This window comes from Alphaproteobacteria bacterium (assembly GCA_030680745.1).
Taxonomy (GTDB): Bacteria; Pseudomonadota; Alphaproteobacteria; order JAUXUR01; family JAUXUR01; genus JAUXUR01.
The window spans coordinates 1-18,973 of sequence record JAUXUR010000031.1 but is presented as its reverse complement, the minus strand read 5'-3'; the positions used below and the strand labels follow the sequence as shown (position 1 = coordinate 18,973).

15 protein-coding genes and 1 other RNA gene are annotated in these 18,973 nt (G+C 36.5%); 10 read left to right on the top strand and 6 right to left on the bottom strand.

Annotated elements, in window-relative coordinates; genetic code table 11:
- Positions 1-258: 258 nt before the first annotated feature.
- Complete coding sequence (locus Q8L85_02985; GenBank protein ID MDP1723646.1) at positions 259-786, bottom strand: ClpXP protease specificity-enhancing factor SspB; 528 nt, start codon at positions 784-786, stop codon at positions 259-261.
- Positions 787-863: 77 nt separating this feature from the next.
- Positions 864-1,317: a transfer-messenger RNA gene (gene ssrA / locus Q8L85_02980) on the bottom strand.
- 44 nt (positions 1,318-1,361) lie between these two features.
- Here ssrA and thyX point away from each other — a divergent pair.
- The 7 genes from thyX (at position 1,362) to Q8L85_02945 (ending at position 7,391) form a co-directional block, all read left to right on the top strand.
- Positions 1,362-2,294, top strand: coding sequence for an FAD-dependent thymidylate synthase (thyX, locus tag Q8L85_02975; GenBank protein MDP1723645.1), 933 nt, complete (start codon positions 1,362-1,364; stop codon positions 2,292-2,294).
- Positions 2,295-4,367 (top strand): ATP-dependent DNA helicase RecG, encoded by a 2,073-nt coding sequence (gene recG, locus Q8L85_02970; GenBank protein MDP1723644.1) that lies wholly within the window; start codon positions 2,295-2,297, stop codon positions 4,365-4,367.
- A 68-nt stretch (positions 4,368-4,435) separates the two neighbouring features.
- On the top strand, positions 4,436-4,678 hold the full coding sequence (locus Q8L85_02965; GenBank protein MDP1723643.1) for a hypothetical protein: 243 nt from the start codon (positions 4,436-4,438) through the stop codon (positions 4,676-4,678).
- A gap of 136 nt (positions 4,679-4,814) precedes the next feature.
- Positions 4,815-5,114 (top strand): metalloregulator ArsR/SmtB family transcription factor, encoded by a 300-nt coding sequence (locus Q8L85_02960; protein MDP1723642.1) that lies wholly within the window; start codon positions 4,815-4,817, stop codon positions 5,112-5,114.
- 56 nt (positions 5,115-5,170) lie between these two features.
- Positions 5,171-5,722, top strand: a complete 552-nt coding sequence (locus tag Q8L85_02955; protein MDP1723641.1) for a rhodanese-like domain-containing protein — start codon at positions 5,171-5,173, stop codon at positions 5,720-5,722.
- A gap of 2 nt (positions 5,723-5,724) precedes the next feature.
- Positions 5,725-6,522, top strand: a complete 798-nt coding sequence (locus Q8L85_02950) for a sulfite exporter TauE/SafE family protein (protein ID MDP1723640.1) — start codon at positions 5,725-5,727, stop codon at positions 6,520-6,522.
- An 11-nt stretch (positions 6,523-6,533) separates the two neighbouring features.
- Positions 6,534-7,391, top strand: a complete 858-nt coding sequence (locus Q8L85_02945) for an MBL fold metallo-hydrolase (protein MDP1723639.1) — start codon at positions 6,534-6,536, stop codon at positions 7,389-7,391.
- Between the two features lie 101 nt (positions 7,392-7,492).
- Here Q8L85_02945 and Q8L85_02940 read toward each other — a convergent pair whose 3' ends face one another.
- The 3 genes from Q8L85_02940 to Q8L85_02930 form a co-directional block, all read right to left on the bottom strand.
- On the bottom strand, positions 7,493-9,022 hold the full coding sequence (locus Q8L85_02940) for a leucine-rich repeat domain-containing protein (protein ID MDP1723638.1): 1,530 nt from the start codon (positions 9,020-9,022) through the stop codon (positions 7,493-7,495).
- Between the two features lie 99 nt (positions 9,023-9,121).
- Positions 9,122-10,528, bottom strand: coding sequence for a leucine-rich repeat domain-containing protein (locus Q8L85_02935; GenBank protein MDP1723637.1), 1,407 nt, complete (start codon positions 10,526-10,528; stop codon positions 9,122-9,124).
- Positions 10,529-10,713: 185 nt separating this feature from the next.
- A complete protein-coding gene (locus Q8L85_02930) occupies positions 10,714-11,283 on the bottom strand; it encodes a hypothetical protein (GenBank protein ID MDP1723636.1) in 570 nt (189 codons plus the stop codon).
- Positions 11,284-11,624: 341 nt separating this feature from the next.
- On the opposite strand from Q8L85_02930, the gene recF reads away from it, so the two are divergent.
- From recF to Q8L85_02915, 3 genes are all read left to right on the top strand, one after another.
- A complete protein-coding gene (recF, locus tag Q8L85_02925; GenBank protein ID MDP1723635.1) occupies positions 11,625-12,761 on the top strand; it encodes a DNA replication/repair protein RecF in 1,137 nt (378 codons plus the stop codon).
- Complete coding sequence (gene gyrB / locus Q8L85_02920; GenBank protein MDP1723634.1) at positions 12,758-15,202, top strand: DNA topoisomerase (ATP-hydrolyzing) subunit B; 2,445 nt, start codon at positions 12,758-12,760, stop codon at positions 15,200-15,202. Before recF ends, gyrB begins: the two co-directional genes overlap by 4 nt.
- Positions 15,203-15,418: 216 nt before the next feature.
- On the top strand, positions 15,419-16,321 hold the full coding sequence (locus Q8L85_02915) for an Rpn family recombination-promoting nuclease/putative transposase (GenBank protein ID MDP1723633.1): 903 nt from the start codon (positions 15,419-15,421) through the stop codon (positions 16,319-16,321).
- Between the two features lie 70 nt (positions 16,322-16,391).
- On the opposite strand, the gene Q8L85_02910 is transcribed toward Q8L85_02915, so the two are convergent.
- Positions 16,392-18,368 (bottom strand): hypothetical protein, encoded by a 1,977-nt coding sequence (locus tag Q8L85_02910; GenBank protein MDP1723632.1) that lies wholly within the window; start codon positions 18,366-18,368, stop codon positions 16,392-16,394.
- Between the last annotated feature and the right edge of the window lie 605 nt (positions 18,369-18,973).

Here is an 18,973-nt window from a genome sequence, read left to right as displayed (position 1 = left end):
TTTAAACGTTTATCTCCTAAATCTATCAAACCATATTCACTTTCAGACCAATTCATGAATAATGCTCCCTAAAAAGAAAACATTGTCGCAAAAATTATATTAAAAATCAATAGGTTGAAACACTTATGGGTAATGATATGGTCGCGGGACGTAGGAAGGGGGTGGGGTTTATATTTATGGGTAATTATATGGTCGCGGACATAGTAAGGGAGTGGGTGGTCGTTAAATGTCAATAACCCATAACGAACTTTTAAAAAATTATTTCTTCCGAAAAGCATCTAATGTCACAACATTATTGCCATTATCTGAAGTTGGCGTTGTTGCATCTTCTTTATCAACTTTAGACGATTTTTTCGATCCAGTTTTAGACGTTGCTTTTGATTTTGAAGATTTTGCTTTAGTTTCTTCGATGTCTTCGATCTCATCGCCTAAATCAGGCATAAATTTTAATTCAAAACGTTGTGATGGATCCATGAAATCTGTAATTGCTTCAAAAGGCACAACAATTTTATCAGGCGCGCTGCCAAAAACAAGCATCACTTCAAAACGATCAGCGTGGACTTTTAAACCAAAATATTGATGTTGTAAAACAATGGTCATTTCTTCTGGATATTCTTCTGCAAGGTAGTCTGGAATTTCAACACCTGGATATTGCGTTAAAAAACTAATATAAAAATGCTGTTCACCCAATAGATTGTTTTTTGCAACATGACTGAGCGTATCAGCAATAACGCCTCGTAATGCTTTTTCAATTAATGGTTCATAATTAAATAATTTTTGGGCCACTTTCTATGTCCTTTAACTCATCTTCTTTGAGCGGAAAACTATTTTCCTCACCTAATTGCATACTCATTTTTAAATAAAGTAGGGGGCTTTCTGTTGCCCGGTGCCCCCCAAACCGCTCTAACGTCAAACGTTATGCAGCTGCGTAGGCAGATGCAGTCCCATTATAGTTAGATGCCTTTACATTTAAGTTGGCATTTTCAAATTAGCCCGATAACGGCGGTACAATGCCGAGCAAAAATCAAGTCTTTACCATGTACGTCGATCCTATTTCGCCCCCATATACAACACACCATCTTATGGACAAATTCGTCGTCGATTCGCAGCAATCTGTGCTCATGTACGAAAAAGTACATTCCGCGCCGGTTCTCGATTCTCCTAGACTTTGCCTCATAATCTGACGCGTTCAAATCTGGTGGAGGCGCCGGGTACCGCCCCCGGGTCCGTGCCAATTATTCCACATGATGTTTATCGCCATAGTCAGACAAGCTGACACCTAATATAATAAGCACTCTTGAGCCTTTTGAGAAGGGGTGGTAGTAATATATTTAGGAAAATTTTTTTTAGAGAGATTGCTGATGCCTGTGAATTTGACCCAGAAGACCGAAATCCAAGAATTAACAGAAGCTACTTTTCAAACAAAACGTGCAACGGTGCCCGAAATTGAAGCGCTTCTTTATGAACCAATCCCTATTCTAGACCATGGATTTGTGCGGGTTATAGATTATATGGGCGATGATTCAGCGATTGTTCAAGCGGCACGCGTATCTTATGGTAAGGGTACAAAAAAATCCCGTGAAGATCAGGGGCTTCTCAATTATTTGTTGCGCCACAGACACACGACGCCTTTTGAAATGTGTGAAATGAAATTCCACATTAAACTTCCCATTTTTGTGGCTCGCCAATGGATTAGGCATAGAACTGCTAATGTGAATGAATATTCAGCACGTTACTCGATCTTGGATCGAGAGTTTTATATTCCGGCGCCTGAACATTTAGCGGCTCAATCAAGCACCAATCGTCAAGGTCGCGCTGAAGTTTTACAGGGCGCTGAAGCTGATAAAGCATTGCAAATTCTTAAAGACGATGCCAATCGTGCTTATGACAATTATGTTTATTTGCTTAATGAAGACGATGAAGGACAGATAATTGATCCATCGCGTTCATGCCTTGCACGTGAACTTGCCCGAATGAATTTGCCTGTTAATGCCTATACCCAATGGTATTGGAAAGTTGATTTGCATAATCTTTTACATTTTTTAAGTTTACGCGCTGACCCGCATGCTCAATATGAAATTCGTATTTACGCGCAAAAAATGCTTGAAATTGTTCAAAAATGGGTGCCCATCACCTATGCTGCTTTCATGGATTATTATGTCAATGCGACCTCGATTTCTGGTAAAGGCATGCAAATCGTTAAAGATATGCTCGCTGGCAAGCAAGTGACCCAAGAAAATAGTGGCATGAGCAAACGCGAATGGAATGAACTTATGGAAACGTTGAAGCCTTAAATGCAAAACCCTGATCAAGGCTTATCTATAGCCCAAGAAATTGAACATTTTATCTTTCAGCATCTTGAAACGATGCCGATGATTGGGGAAAAATTTGGTGTATTGTTAAGCAGATTGTTGGGCGGCAATCGCGTCATTGATCTGCTTTTACATATGCCTTCCAACTATATACAACGCAACCAAATTGCCCAAATCAAAGATGCTCAACATGATCAAATGGTGACGCTTAAGGTAAAGGTTGAGCAACATTTTCCGAATAAACGTAAAGGTAGTCCTTATCAAATTGTTGTAAGCGATGATTCGGGTTTCTTAAATCTTTCTTATTTTCATTTAAAAGAACAAATTCTTCAGAATCTTTATCCGATTGGTGCTACGAAAATAATTAGTGGTAAAATTGAAAATTACCAACATAAAAAGCAAATGATTCACCCGGATTATTGTGTAAGCATTGATCAACGAAATCAAATTCCTGCTATTGAATCGATATACCCTTTGTCTCAAGGCATTACCCAAAAATATATTCAGCGTTTGATTAAAAATGCACTTGCAAAATTGCCTGTTGATTATTTGGGACATTGGGACAAAAGCCTGTCACGGATTCATTTATGTCAAACAAAAGAAGATTTGAATCATATCCAAGAGGCAAGGCGATTGCTGGCTTACGACGAATTATATAGTAATCAATTAACCCTTCAGGCGAGTCGTCAAAAATTAAAAACCCATAAAACTGAGATTATTCAACCTAAGGGCAACTTTTATGAACAATTTTTCCCGACCTTGCCTTTTAAATTAACACCTGACCAAGTGACTTCGTTACAGGATATTGAGCGTGATTTCGTCTCTGGTATTCCCATGCGCCGTCTTTTGCAAGGCGATGTGGGCAGTGGTAAAACGATTATCGCTTTTTTATCTATGCTGCCTATTATACAAGCAGGATTTCAAACAGCGATCATGGCGCCCACTGAAATTTTAGCGCGTCAGCATTTTGGCCATTTCGAACAATGGGCAAATCAACTTGGCTTAAAAGCTGCTATTCTTACGGGTCAAGAAAAAGGTAAAAAACGTCAAAAATTGCTGGAAGCTTTAGAAGCAGGTGAAATCAATATCTTAATCGGCACGCATGCTATTTTCGAAGATCCCGTCATTTTCAAAAATCTGGGTTATGCCATTATTGATGAGCAACATCGGTATGGCGTTGAACAACGCGCAAGATTGCTTCAAAAAGGCATTTCGCCGCATTTGTTGCTGATGACGGCAACCCCTATCCCACGGACGCTTCAAATGGCGTTTTATGGTGATCTTGATATTTCATCAATTAAAACGAAGCCCGAGGGTCGCAAGCATATCGACACAAAAGCCATCCCCCTTGAACGGATGAGCGATATTATCGATGCGCTCCACAGACGCCTTGAAAAAAAAGAACAAATTTATTGGATATGTCCCCTTATCAATGAATCAGAAGCACTTGATTTAGCAGCGGCTGAAGAAAGATTCAAGGATCTACACAAAATCTTTGGTGATAAAGTTGGTATTATTCATGGTCAAAAAGACAGCCAATCAAAAGAAGTTGTTTTGCAACAATTTCAAGAAGGTAGCATCTCGATTTTAGTATCAACGACCGTTGTTGAAGTGGGCATTAATGTGCCGCGTGCCACAACAATTATTATTGAACATGCGGAACGTTTTGGTCTGTCACAACTGCACCAATTACGTGGTCGTGTGGGACGTTCCGATTTACAATCATATTGCTTGTTATTATATGCAGAGCGACTAAGTCCCATTGCAAGACGACGTCTTGAAATCATGCGTGAAACAAATGATGGGTTTGAAATTTCAGAACAAGATTTAAAATTACGCGGTAGTGGCGATGTATTAGGGCGCGCTCAAAGCGGCCATAAAGAATTCAAACTTGCAAGATTTCCCGAGGATTATGATTTACTAGCGCGTGCAAACCAAGATGTTAAAAATTTCTTTTTAGCATCGGCGCATTCCACTGAAGATAAAAATAGATTGAGGATATTATTAGAGATCTTTCAACTATCGGGAAGCTCAATCCGAATGCAATCGGGTTAATTTAACGTTTTTTTAATATATTTTATTTAAACTGAAATTATAAATAATTATTATTGAGTGAGGAAAAAATGAAAACAATATTTCTTTTTTTGTTAGTTTTAGGGTCAATCAATGCTTATGCAGCACCGCAACAACCCACAAAATCGAACAATTTACCGACCTATGAGGGCCTTAAAAAAGGTGCGCCTGAGAAAAAATTGAATTATCAAGAATGTCTCAAAAGAGGAGGGGTGATTATAATGAACCCGCAGCATCATGAGCGTGGTACATGTGTTAAAAAAGAAGGTGCCCCACTCCATAAGATGATGTAGTTCAACAGGCATTTAAAAGGGTCTTCTTTAAAGATATAGTTATAGACATTGGAAGGACAGATTTATTTGGTTCATGAAGATGCTCATTGTTTCCTTTAGCAGATTCTAATATACTATTAATATGGAAGAGAAATCTATGCAATCCAGTCTTGAAGTGATGCAACGTAATGCTGCTAAGGCCGAGAGCATGCTGAAATTGTTGGCAAATGCTAAAAGGTTGATGATTCTTTGTCATTTGGTCAAGGGTGAGAAATCAGTGGGGCAGCTTGCTGATTTAGTTGGGTTGTCAAGCTCTGCTCTTTCTCAGCATTTAGCAAAAATGCGTGATTTGAAGATGGTAGAAGCCGATAAACAAGGCCAAATGGTTTATTACCGCATCAACAATCCTGAGGTGGAAGCCATTTTGTCCACTTTGTATCTGATTTACTGCAAGTAACATAAAAAATTTAACTAATGTATTAGTTTGTTCTAAAATAATACGGGAGAAATGATATGCCCATAAAAAATGTTGATGCTGCTACCCTCAAGCGCTGGATGGATTCTGGTGAAGCTGTGGTAGTGGATGTACGTGAACCCGCCGAGCACGACGCCGAGAAAATTCAAGGCGCAACGTTGGTACCGCTTGGTACGGTGACAAAATCATCCGTTCCTTGCTGTGAGGGTAAGAAACTTGTGATCCACTGTCGTTCGGGGAAACGAGGTGCTAGTGCGTGTGAAAAACTTCTGGCTGAAGATCCAAATCTTGAAGTGTACAATCTTGAAGGTGGTATCTCTGCATGGGGCGCTGCGGGTCATTCTATCGTCGCATCAGGAAAATTTTTTTTGCCACTCGATCGGCAGGTGCAACTTGCTATTGGGTTGATGCTGATAGCGAGCAGCGTATTGGGTGCTATTTTTTCTCCTGTATGGTTTTTACTTACAGGTCTTATTGGTGTTGGTTTAACGTTTGCAGGGTTTACAGGGTTTTGTGGTCTTGCGATGATGATGGCAAAAATGCCTTGGAATAAGAATGTGGCCCGTACAACAAGTTGTAACGTAAAATAATCATGGAAATTCTCGGTTACATCTTGGCGATCTTGATGGGGCTCATCCTTGGTCTTATTGGTGCGGGTGGCTCTATCCTCACCGTGCCGATATTGGTGTATTTGTTGGGTGTGAAGCCTATTGTGGCCACGGGCTATTCATTGCTGGTGGTGGGTTGTGCGGCATTTGCCGGTGCCATACGTTACTGGCGTAATGATTTAGTGAATATGAAAGCAGTGCTATTGTTTGCTGTTCCCGCAATGCTAACGGTGCTGACCACACGTACCTTTATTGTCCCTGCCATTCCCGATCTGTTGCTAGGTGTCCCTAAAGACATTTTTATCATGCTACTATTTGCAGTGCTGATGATTCTGGCGGCTGGTTTTATGCTGCGTCCCGCTAAGGTTGTGCCTAATCGCTCCCATACGCTGACGTTTGGTCATGCTGTTAAGCTTATCTTTGGCAGTGCAGGCGTTGGTTTGCTCACAGGCATGGTAGGTGCGGGTGGTGGTTTCCTTATCATCCCCACCTTGATTGCACTTTTTGGCTTGTCTATGAAAGAAGCGATTGGCACATCACTGGCCATTATTGCCATCAATTCTTTGGTGGGATTTAATGGTGATATTGCCGTAGGTATTCCACTCGATTGGCAGTTGATTATTACATTTCTTAGCTTGACGCTTTTGGGTATGTGGCTTGGCACTACGCTGAGTAAGCGGTTCGAAGGCCAGAAACTCAAAAAATTATTTGGTGTGTTTACGCTTCTGATTGGCCTTGCTGTGTTGACAGAAGAGATGTACGCATTGTTTAACGTAAATTGAAGGAGGTTTTTGTGCATATACACCATTTTTTTGATATCGATACTGCGACCTTTACCTATGTGGTGAGTGACCCAGAAACTAAGAAATGTGCGATTATAGACTCCGTGTTGGATTATGATATGCATGCTGGTAAAACATCGACTGTCTCGTCCGACAAGGTGATTACCTATGTGAAGGAGCAAGGCCTGAGTGTAGAGTGGATTTTGGAGACCCATGCTCATGCGGATCATTTAACAGGATCGCATTATTTGAAAGAAAAGCTCGGCGGTAAAATTGGTATTGGCGAGCATATTAAAGACGTGTTGAAATTCTGGGTACCATTGTTTAATACTGCGCATGATACGCCATTGGATGGTTCGCAGTTCGATTGTTTGTTCAAAGATGGAGAGGTTTTTTCTATCGGTAGCCTTGAAGTGAAGGTGATGCATACACCTGGACATACGCCTGCTTGCGTTACTTATTTGATGGGAGGCGCTGCGTTTGTGGGTGATACGATTTTCATGCCTTATGTCGGTACCGCCCGCACCGACTTTCCGGGTGGCAATGCGAGCACGCTCTATCAATCCATTCAAAAGATACTTTCATTGCCAGAAACCACCAAAATCTACACCTGTCATGATTATCCGCCGCAGGGCGAACCGGTGGGTTATGTCTCCACGGTGGCCGATCAGAAAGCTAAAAATAGTATGGTGCATGAAGGTGTCACTGAGGTCGAGTATGTGGCCGCTCGCACTGCTAAGGATAAAGGCAAAGCAGTGCCGCGTTTGTTGTTGCCCTCGATTCAAGTGAATTTACGTGCAGGCAATCTTGGTAAACCCGAAGCTAATGGTATTCAATACATCAAGATTCCGCTGAATAAGTTGGGTTAATGCGCCATTGTCGCTGACATGAATGCTTGAAGTGTAACTTTTCTTACATGAGGGCGGCAGGGATGATGTAATGGGCATTTGTTGAAATGATCCTATTAGATTTATTTTAAGCGATGTCTGGGTTTTTCTAGTGAAAAAACAACACGGTTTGTCATAAGTCGTTGTAATTCTTCTCGTCCGAGCATGCCGTTTTTGGATTTAAAGGGAATGTTTGTGTAGAGTAAATTAAGCGATTCAAGAGAATTTTTTAATTTAAGCAATGATCTAGGTATCATTCTCAATTTATTATTGTCTTCGAGTGTAAGATTTTTTAATGATAATAATTTTCCTATGTTTTCAGGTAATGATTCTAGTTTGTTATGGCCAAGATTAAGATCTTGTAATTGGGGTAATAGTTCAAAATTATAGGGCAGCGATTTGATTTCATTGTGATATAAATTTATAACTTCTATTTTTATTAGGTTGTTAAAATTTTCAGGTAATATTTTGATATTGTTGTACTCAATGTATAATCCTTTTAAATTTTGTAAATTAACAACACTATTTGGTATTTCTTTAATTTTGTTATTGTTTAAATCAATGTGTATAAGTGTATTTAAGTTTCCTATTTCTTCAGGTAAAGATGTAAGTTGATTGTTTTCAACACAAAGATATTCAAGTTTAGGTAATGTCGTAATATTATTAGGAAAAACAGAGATTTTATTATTGTTTAGATTAAGATCAATTAGGCTTTTCAACCCTTCAATTTCTTCATGTAACGTATCAATATTATTGGAAGAGAGATAAAGATATTGTAATCCGCCTAATTCATAAAAGCTAATAGGTAAATTTTGTAATTTGTTATTTGACAAATCAAGTATTGTTAAATTTGTAAGATTACAAATTTCAGGGGGTAATGATTCAATGTTACAATTGTATAATTCTAATTTTTCAATCCAATTTAAGGAATTGCATAATGCAGGGAAGTGATCTTTTATGTATTCTTTTTCACTTTGTGTTAAATTGATTAATTCACCAGATATTACTTTTGCTTCAAGACCAGCTCTGATCGTGAAAGATGCATATTTTAAAAAATCTTTTGTAATTTTGGTTTTTTCACTGTTTTCATCAGGAGAAGATTCTAGTTTGTTATTTGCAAGATCGATAAATTTAAGCTGTGGTAATGTATGAAGATTCATAGGAAAAGTTGTGAATTGATTGTTTGAAAGATTGAGATAATTGAGTTTAGGTAATGTAACAATATTTTCAGGTAAAGTCGAAATTTTATTATTCGATAAATTAAGCACTCTTAATTCTTTGAGTTTAGATATTTCATCTGGTAATGATTCAATCATACAATTTTGTAAATCTAGTTCTTTAATCCAGGTCAATGAGTTACATAAAGCTGAAAGGTGATCTTTCATATATTCTTTTTGATCTGGTGTTAAATTGGTTATTTGTCCAGATACTATTTTTGCTTCAAGACCAGCGCTGATCGTAATAGATGCATATTTTGTAAATTCTTTTGTGATTTCTGTTTTTTGAGCTTCATTTAATGTTGCATTGGTTTGAAATGTAAATAGGTTTGATATCACAATGATTGATAAAAAAAATTTGGTTAGCCTTGCACTTTTGAAGAGATTGTTTTTCAATTTATCATCCTTAACATTGTGTTAGAAATTAACTGCGAACTAACGTTTTGATGTTCCTAACATATTGAAGAGATGTTAACAAGAATTTATTTTTGAACATTAATATTCCTCTTCAGACGATTCTGATTCTTGATATCCATTTAATTCAAAATCAGAGATATCCTCATCATCGTACATCCCAGTATGTGTGTCATTTAGATTTGTAATATGTGGTGCTGGTGAATTCGAAAAATCTTCTTCAGAAGGTGTTTCTTCGTCATATTCGTAAATATGCTCATCACCTTCCATCATGTGTTCATCATGTAAGCCAGTGTCATAGGATAATTCTGTATTTGATAAATCATCTTCTTCGACTTCCATTTCTTCGTCAGATTGTAGTTCATTGTTATCTTCATAAGATAAATGAACATTTCTTCCGAAGAATTCCCGTAAATTTTGTTGTCCCAAATTGTTATCTTTACTTATTTCGGGAATATTTGTGCCTATTAATCTAAGCATATGAAGCGATTCTAAGTTTTTTATAGAGCTGGGCACGAAACATATGTCTTTATTGCCCTTTAACGATAGATATTCTAATTTAGCTAAAGCCCCAATATTTTTAGGGATGTTTTTAATTTTATTGTCATCAAGATCGAGTACTCTTAATTCAGATAAGAGTAAAATGCTATCAGGTAATGTCGTAATGTTATTATTGTAGAGATGAAAACTTTCAAGTTTTGTTAATACGCCTATGTTTATAGGTAAGTCTAATATTGCATTATTGTTGGCATCAATATTTTCTAAATGCAGTAAACATACAATGCTTTCTGGTAATTTTTCTATTTTATTGTGGCTAAATGAAAAATCCTTTAATGCACTTAATTGACCAATATTATTAGGTAGCTTACGAAGCTGGTTGTTGCTAAGGTTAAGGTCTATTAAATTTTTCAATAATGAAATTTCATCAGGCAATTCTTCTATTTTATTATCTCTCAGCGAAAAATCTTCTAGTGTATTTAATTCTTTTATTTCAATTGGTATTTTTTTAAGTTTGTTTTGAGATAGAAATAAGGTTTTTAACTTAGGTAAAGATAGGATGCTTTCGGGAAAGAGTTCAAATTCATTATCATGGAGATCAAGTTTTTCTAAATGGAGCAAATTTTTAAAGCTATCAGGTAAAGTTTGTAGGTGGTTTCTACTAAGGTTTAATTCATTTAAGCAAATAAGATTTCCAAAATTTGGATGTAATGATACAATTTTGCAATTACTTAGATCTAATTTTGTAATCCAGGTGATAGACTGACAAAATGATTCAATGTTATTTCTGATGTATTTTCTTTCATTATAAGACGTATCTTTTATGATGCCGGTCAATATTTTTTGTTTGAGTATTATTTTAATTTTGGGTGGTGCATTTGTTAAAAATATATCTGTACGTATTTTAATGATTTCTGGTGGTAGGCGTGCATTTACTTCAAATGTGAATATATTAAAAATGATAAAGAAAATTAATATAAGTTTGTTCATTATGCTTTTCCTAAAATTATTATGATAATTTAATATGTTATTAGCAAATATAATGAAAAAAGTCTATATGAATACGTAATAAAATGTTCGTTTAGGGGGATATGCAAAAAGGCCCAGATTGGGCCTTTTCGTAGTCTGTAAAAACAGTCAAATGAATGACGATTTATTAAACAAAGACAATAAGATCAATTTTGCATTAAATATTGATCAAAAAGAGCTCTGATTTTTTCATTGTTTTCTACACTGCCGCCCCAAATATGATTTGATCTAATAGCTGAATTTGCACAATTTTCTAATGCCTGAATAACCTTTTTATCACCTGCTTTAGCTGCAAGATAAAGATTATGGTAATATTCGTAAGACATTGCTAAAGGGTTTTTTATTTCGATTTGGATTTCTATTTCTGACTGAGGTGAATTCTGATCCAAATATTGAGCAAGAAGAGTTTTGATTTTTTGATCGCCTTCTGGGCTACCACCATAAATATAATATCTTGCCATTTGTGTATTCAGCATTTTGGATGTGTATTGTAATTCCTTAGCAGCTGTTTTATGACCTTTTTCAGTGGCAATATGAAGATTATAGTAATGTTCGTAGGAATCATTGGGAAGTAGATGCGCTTTTTTATAAGCATCTATTGGTGAAGCTAGTGAAGCGACAAAATCTTGTTTCCATTGTTCTTTAACGTCTTCATCGCCAACTGCATAAGATTGATTACACAATAAAATTGTGCATAGTATAAATAGTTTTTTCATTTTAGTATCTTTCAATTTTAAATTTTAAGTAATTTCATTTAATTTTTATTTGGTTAATGTTCAATTCAACAATTGAGATCTTATCAAATTAATTTTAAAAAAAATACCCGTAAAAAATACTGGGTTTTGTTTTTTTTCGATAGATGTTTTTGTATGTTTCTATATTTTTCAATAGGTTGCAAGTTTTCAAATAAATGCTCTTTTTTTGTAGGAAAAATTTGTTGTTTTTTCAGTTTTGCTAAAAAATATACTGAATCTAGATCCTTGAACCACCTCTTGAACTCCTGTCTACCATCCTTTATAGTCATAAAAGTTTCACAGATGTTAGATTAAGTTGATCAATGCTCTCAAATTTACCTTATATAGAAGAATTACGTCTCAGTCAGTTTCGAAATATTGAATCATTAGCATTAAAATTATCCCCTAATCCTATTGTTTTTACAGGTTTAAATGGGGCAGGGAAGACGAATATTTTGGAAGCATTATCGTTTTTTAGCCCGGGCAAGGGGATGCATGGTGAAGTTTATAAAGTGTTGAGTCGTCAAACGGGTGATCAGGTTTTCCCTTGGGCGGCCCATTTACGCTTAAATAAGCAAGGTTATGTGAATGAAATTGGGATGGGTTTGGATCCTGAATCTGAAAAAGATAGACGTATTATTAAGATCGATGGATCGAAAAGCGTTAGTCAGAAAAAACTGACGGATCTTATTAATGTCATTTGGATTACGCCCTCAATGGATCGATTGTTGACGGAAAGTTTGGGCGACAGACGCAAGTTTTTAGATCGTTGCGTTTATGGTTTGGACGCCGAACATGCTGATCGATTAAGCTCTTACGAAAAAAAATTAAAAGAACGTATCCAATTATTACAAAATGATGAACCTGATCAGCAATGGTTGGCGCAATTGGAAAATGATATTGTGACTTTAGGGGTTGCGGTTCATGAAGCACGTCAAAACTATCTTCACGTGCTTGTGCCTTATATAAAGAAGGATACAATCTTTCCGGCACCGATTTGTCATTTGACAGGAAAGTTTGAAGATTTTTATGCGCAATATGGCCGTGATCAAGCAATTGAATTTTATAAAGCGCAGTTGAAAATACTGCGACCTATTGATAAAGAGGTTGGCGGTAGTCGAATAGGGCCTCATCGCGTTGATTTGAAGGTCATAGAAGCACGAAACCACAGATCGGCGTCTTTTTCGTCAACAGGCGAGTTAAAAGGGCTTCTTATCGCATTCGTGCTCGCACATTGTCGGTTATTAGTGTATAAAGGAAAGGCACCTATTGTGTTGCTCGATGAAGTGGTGGCACATTTAGATCCTTTAAGACGTGAAGTTTTATGCCAGGAAATACTCGCATTAAATCTTCAGGCATGGATGACGGGCACTGAAAAACAATTTTTTGATGCTTTTAGTCAAAAAGCACAGTATTTTAATATGCATGATGGCAAAATTTTGGAAGAAGAAAAGGTATGACAAGCGCAATGACTCAACAGATTAATCCTCCTCTGGAAAACGAAGAAGAATATGGCGCGCATTCGATTAAGGTTTTAAGGGGCCTTGATGCTGTCCGTAAAAGACCAGGGATGTATATTGGCGACACAGATGATGGCAGTGGGTTACACCATATGGTCTATGAAGTCGTTGATAATGCTGTTGATGAGGCCTTAGCCGGTATTTGTAATCGCATTGAAGTGAATATTAATTTTGATGGTTCTGTGACTGTTATTGATAATGGTCGTGGCATACCAACCGATATCCATCATGAAGAAGGCATATCTGCTGCCGAAGTTATTATGACGCAATTGCATGCGGGTGGTAAATTTGATCAGAATTCCTATAAGGTTTCGGGTGGCCTTCATGGCGTGGGTGTATCGGTTGTTAATGCGTTATCCGAATATTTAGATTTACGTATTTGGCGTAAGGGTACTGAACATTTTATGCGTTTTCAACATGGTGTGGCTGTGTCGCCCCTTATTGAAGTTGCAAAATCTGGCACACGTACAGGCACATCCATTACGTTTAAGCCAAGCGCTGAAACATTTACGATGCTTGAATTTAATTTTGAAACGCTTGAGCATCGCTTACGTGAACTTGCTTTCTTGAATTCAGGTTTAACGATTATTTTAGCGGATCATCGTGAAAAAACACCACGTATTGTGGAATTGTTTTATGAAGGTGGATTGCGTGAATTCGTGGCTTATTTAGGCCGTAATAAAAATGCGATTCATAAACCTTCAATCGTTGTTGAAGGCGTTAAAGATGGGATGCAATTGCAAGTAGCCTTGCAATGGACGGATTCTTATCATGAGTCCATGTTATGCTTTACCAATAATATTCCTCAACGTGATGGTGGAACGCACTTAGCTGGGTTTAGGGGCGCGTTGACTCGTACAATTAATAATTACGCGACCGAAAGCGGTATTGCGAAAAAAGAAAAAGTGACTTTGACAGGCGATGATGCACGTGAAGGTCTTGTTTGCGTTTTATCGGTTAAAGTACCTGATCCTAAATTTTCATCACAAACAAAAGATAAACTTGTTTCATCTGAAGTGCGTCCTGTTGTTGAAGGGCTTGTGAACGAAAAATTAACAGAATGGTTTGAAGAAAATCCAGCCGAAGCTAAAAAAGTAATCGCGAAAGTTGTTGAAGCAGCGGCTGCGCGCGAAGCTGCCAAGCGTGCACGTGAACTCACACGTCGTAAAGGTGTGCTAGAACTTTCAACCTTGCCAGGGAAATTGTCGGATTGCCAAGAACGTGATGCGTCAAAATCTGAAGTATATCTTGTCGAAGGGGCAAGTGCCGGTGGTACTGCAAAACAAGGACGTGATCGTCAATTCCAAGCTATTTTACCTTTACGTGGTAAGATTTTAAACGTTGAGCGTGCACGTTTTGATAAAATGTTGGGCTCGGCTGAAATTGGCACATTGATTGCTGCTTTAGGGACAAGTATTGGACCTGATGATTTTAATGTTGAAAAATTACGCTATCATAAAATCGTAATTATGGCCGATGCTGACGTCGACGGTAGTCATATCCGTACTTTGCTTTTAACCTTCTTCTTCAGACAAATGTTGCCGATTATTGAGCGTGGTTATTTATATATTGCACAACCACCTTTATATTTGGTTGAAAAAGGCAAGTCTAAAGTTTATTTGAAAGATGAAGCAGCTTTAGAAGAATATTTGGTTGATGTTGGGTTAGCGCATATTACTTTTGCAACAGAAACAGAGCAAGTCGGCAGCACAGAATTACGTCATTTGATTCTTAAATCCTGTTTTGCCTCTAAACTCATTGATCGCATGGGATTACAAGTCGGTAACGTGACATTGGTGGAGCAAGCAGCCATTGCAGGTCTTTTCCATGCAGAGCAGCAAACCCCAGAATCATTACCAGACACTATTCAATTGATTGTGCAACGCCTTGATAAATTGGCTTCAGATCTTGAAAAAGGCTGGAAAGCTGAAATATTGTCCAATGGCGATATTGAATTTTCGCGTATTTTACGTGGGATCAAGCAAGTCAGTACATTTGAAATGTCACTCATTAAAACAAGTGACGCGCGTAAAATCGATCATCAGCTTAATGATATTCGTCATTATTTCTTAGAGCCATCAACGCTTTCGATTAAAGACGAACCTTTCCAAATCTCAGGTCCATCAGATATGGCGGCGCGTGTAACTGAATTTGGTCGCAAGGGCTTGAATATTCAGCGTTATAAAGGGCTTGGTGAAATGAACGCGGATCAATTGTGGGAAACGACACTCGATCCTAATGCACGTACATTGCTTCAAGTGAAGATTGAGCATATTGATGCTGCTGAGGAAATATTTTCGACCTTGATGGGTGATGTTGTTGAACCGCGTCGTGAGTTCATCCAGACTAATGCACTGAAAGTCGAGAATCTAGACGTATAATAGTTGTTGAACTTCACGCGGATACGTCGTCATTCCTTGCTCACGTATGAAGAATACGCTTCGTGCGTCATTCCTAGTCTGCGCACGAAGTTGAACAACTATGTAATGGTGGAGATCTCAGATTATAACTTTGCCTCATACGCTGAAATCTCGCAGCGCGTTATTCCTAGTCTGCGCATGAAGTTGAACAACTATAAGATTGAAAGGTTCTTTTAGATGTTATCCAAATTTTTGGACCCAAAAAATGATGTGGCTTTCAAAAAAATCTTTGGTACTGAAAAGAATAAGGATATCCTTATCCATTTTTTAAATGATATGTTGACTTTTAAGGAAAATGAGCCGATTGAGGATGTAACATTCCTTAAAACGGTTCAAGATCCTGAAATTGCGGCTCAAAAAACAAGTATTGTTGATATCTTGTGTAAAGATAGCAAGGGTAATCAGTATATTGTTGAAATTCAAGTTGCAAAAGAAAAAGGCTTTGAAAAACGCGCTCAATATTATGCAGCAAAAGCCTATGCGGCGCAAACGCGTGTAGGTGGTGCCTATGCGGATCTTAAAGAAATTATCTTTTTAGCTATCTCCAATTTTGTCATATTTCCGAATAAAGAAAACTACAAATCAGATCATATCATTTTGGATAAAGACAGTTTTGAAAATGATCTTAAAGATTTTTCATTTACATTTTTAGAACTCCCTAAATTCAAAAAAAATATCAACGAGCTCAAAACAATTATAGAAAAATGGATGTACTTTTTTAAATTTGCAGAAGAAACAGCTGAAAAAGATGTTGCTCAAATTATTGCAGGCGATGATATTATTGAGCGTGCCTATGAGGAATTGAATCGATTTTCGTGGAACGAAGAAGAGCTATTAATTTACGATCAAGCCGAAAAATATGAGGGCGCTTATATTGCTTCTATGGAGCAAAAATATGATGAAGGTCTTGAAAAAGGTGAGCAAATTGGTCTTGAAAAAGGCGAGCAAATTGGCCTTGAAAAGGGCCTTGAAAAAGGAAAAATAGAGATTGCTTTAAATATGATTAAAGCAGGTCTCGATAAAGAAGTAATTGCGCAAATAACAGGTCTTTCATCTGTTGAAATTGAAAAGCTATATTAGTAGGGTTTATTAATATGGTTTGTAAAAGCGCCTACTAAGTAGGCGCTTTCGTTGTAAATATAAACAAGTTCTATGGTTGCGCTAATATTTCATCTATTTTTTGAATGAGATTTTTTAATTCTTGAAGCTCTTTTTCCGAATCAGTATAGTTTAAAAGACCTTTTGCTGCTTTATACGATTGTTGGCCTTTTTTTTCAGTCATTAATGTCTTAGCAAAGTCTTTGGGTGCATTCATAAGAATCCAAAGTGCTAATCGATAATTCAGTACATTTATTGAATTTAATAACATGTTTGGTAACAGATTGAAGAAAATATCAGTTTTCGCATCATGAAATTGTCTTAGAATATACTCTAAAACACTAAGACCATAATCATTATTCATGTTTTGATTTTCAATCAAATTCAATATTGGTTTTTTTATAGTGGGGTCAATTTCGTTAGCGCCTATAATAAAATTTATAAGATTTGGCACTTGATTTGCGTTTATAAAAAGTTGAAAAATGTTGCCGATAACATGCGCTGATTGAGTGCTTAATATTTTAGAAAGAATATTGCCACGGTAAGGAATGTAAGTATTAAAAAGAAAATCGATTAAATTTTCTTGTCTGTTATTGACGTTGGTATAATTAATTAAATAGTTAATTTCATCTTCAATGAAAAAGTTACCTTTTTCCAATTTGTTGATTATTTCTTGTTTTGTTATGTCATCTGGTTGGTATTTCAAATATCCCCATGTTTTTTTGCTATATTCTGGATGACGGGTTTTAAAGTCTTTAAAAAGATCGGCGAGGGTGTTTTTGATCGATTGCTCAAATTTTAGAAAATCTTGCCAAGTATCTTGTTGGGTTACAGGGATTTTAGGTAATTGAATACCCTGTATTTTATTAAGTAAAAAATGGATATCTTTAAGGTCTAAAATATACTGCCCATGATATCGCTCAGGGATTATGTCTAAAATTCCTTCATAGCGTTTGGGTCTATCTGTGAAAATACTACTTTTATCAACAAAGGATTTAAAACCATATGCATCTTCAGGTTGCGTTCTATTAAAAGTAAGTTCATGGCTTAAAAGAAAAAGCATGATAAGATCTTTTAACTTCGTAATTTCATCTTCTTTTTTGATTCTTTCATAAATATTTTTAAAATTATTATTCTGATAAATAATATTCCCAGGCATTGATGATGCTAATGAATCGATGTGATTGTAATCATGTTTGATAAAACCAATGGGCACTTGAGCATACATACCTATATGTGGAAATTTAGATGGATTTAAAAAAAAGCCGACGGGCATTAATTCATGTGCTATTGCATAAGACATTGTTTCAATGCCGATGGCACCATCTTTTGAAAAAAAAGGCGCAATTTCTAGATTAGTATTATTTTGGGCGTTTGCAGTTTTCATTTTTTCATAAGCATATAATTCGACTTGCCCAAAATCTGTATTTTGGGGTTGATAGTTTCTAAAAAATTCGATTATGTTATTTTTAAAAAAATTGATCGGATTATTTCTTACATTTAAATTATGTATGGCGTAATCTTGAAATGCACCACTCGTATAATTGATAAAGATAGTTTTAACATCAGGTGGTCTTTCAAGTGATAAAAAAGTAAGTGCAAAAGCGAATTTTTCTAAATCTTGAAGTGATATTTTTGTGGGATTTTGATTCAATTCGGCTTGTCGGTCAAGTAACATATTATAAAATTGAAGATCGTTTGTGAGCGTATCTGTGTTTTCATCATATTTGCCTAAATTAGGATCAGTATTTTTTGCCCGTTCATTTAAATATGCATTATTAAAAGTATCAACCATGGCGTTAATAAGCCCAACCATTTCTATTTGCGCTTGTTCCTTTTCTTGTGCATTACCTTCTTTGTATTTTACGAAAATTTTGGCTTGATCCATGCCTCGCTGATAAAGAAGTGTTTGGGAGGGAGATCTTGCAACATTCTGAACGTTTTCAGGTGAGGAGGGCTCAATCGTAAAAACGTTTTGTATGGGTAATATTGTTAAAAATAAAATAAATATTATTTTTATAAATCTCATTATAAATACTCCGTAAATATTTTGTACTTATTATTATTTTATATAAAAAAAGTTAAAAACTAGTTAAATTTCTTTTTAAGAATTGTGTTTTTGTGATAGAAATTAAATTGAATATCATGCAAATTAAGTGATTTGGTTATTGGGAGGTATAGTGGAATAATTTGAAAACACTACAAACTTCCTACGTCCTGCGGCAAGTCCCTTGTGGTGTGTATAAAATTGTTTATTGAGACATTTTGGACGCTTTCTGGATCCCGCGAACAAGTCGCGGGCATCATTACCCACAAGTATGAATGAGAATTCGGAAATTAAAAAATGGTGAATTAAAGCGCAACCAATTGAATTAAAAAGAAAAACAAAGGGACTCGTCGTTGCGAACCCCCGTAGGGGGTGTGGCAATCTAGTTCTAAAATCAACATTTATAATTTTTGTAGAGCTATTTTCTGGATTGCCACGCGGCTTCGCCGCTTCTAATGACCAAGACTTAAGATGTTGATAACAAGTCATTTTTTTTGACATCATTTTCCGGTTTTCTTAACAGCACATATCCCAACGATTGAGCACGCGACATTATATTTTTTAAAACTCTGTCTTTGTATTTTTGC